Annotated in this window: 1 protein-coding gene; it reads left to right on the plus strand. The window is 40.4% G+C overall.

Features of this window, described 5'->3' with window-relative positions:
* Nucleotides 1–815: transposase (locus ULO1_RS07980; RefSeq protein WP_200806949.1), on the plus strand; the 815-nt coding region annotated here is incomplete at both ends.

Here is an 815-nt window from a genome sequence, read left to right on the forward strand (position 1 = left end):
CTGAGTGATAAAGCAGCAGAAGTAATTCAGTATTGGTATCGTGAGAAAGGCAGGAAAAGAGGGTATGAAGTCGGGGCAATAGCAGTAATACATACCTTTGGAAGGGACTTAAAATTTAATCCGCATGTTCATGTTCTGGTAACGGAAGGAGCGATAGATAAAAACAAAATATGGAAAGGAGTAGGTTTTATTCCATACGAGTATTTAAGGAAAGCTTGGCAGAAGGTATTATTAGATTGGCTAAAACAGAAATATCCGGAAAGCACTAGAATAAAAGAACAGATAAATAGATTATACAAACAATATCAGAAAGGGTTCTACGTATATGCAGAGAGGCGGATGAAAAGCGCGAAAGGGGCAGCTAAATACATAGGGAGATACCTGGCACGGCCAGCGATAGCGGAATATAGAATATTAGAATATGACGGAGAGCGGGTACGATTCTGGTATGAAGATCATGAGACACACGAACGGAAAGAAGAAGAACTGGGGGTATTAGAATTTATCGGAAGGCTAATATACCATATACCGAAGAAGAACTTTAAGATGGTGAGACGGTATGGGTTGTATCGGCGAGATATGAACAAACTGGCCCAGAAAATCATTGGATTGTGGAACTGGGTAAACCGGAAAGCAAATGTAATAAAAAGGTCGAAGCAAAGCAGGGCAAAGAGCTGGAAAGAACGGATGGAAGAGGCATTTGGAAAAAATCCATTAAAATGTCCATGTTGTGGGCAGGAGATGGAGTTATGGAGGATATGGCATTACAAATATGGAACCATATGGTCATTTGAGAAGGATGGGGTGATTTACAT

Origin of the sequence: Carboxydocella sp. ULO1 (assembly GCF_002049255.1) — a bacterium.
Lineage (GTDB): Bacteria > Bacillota.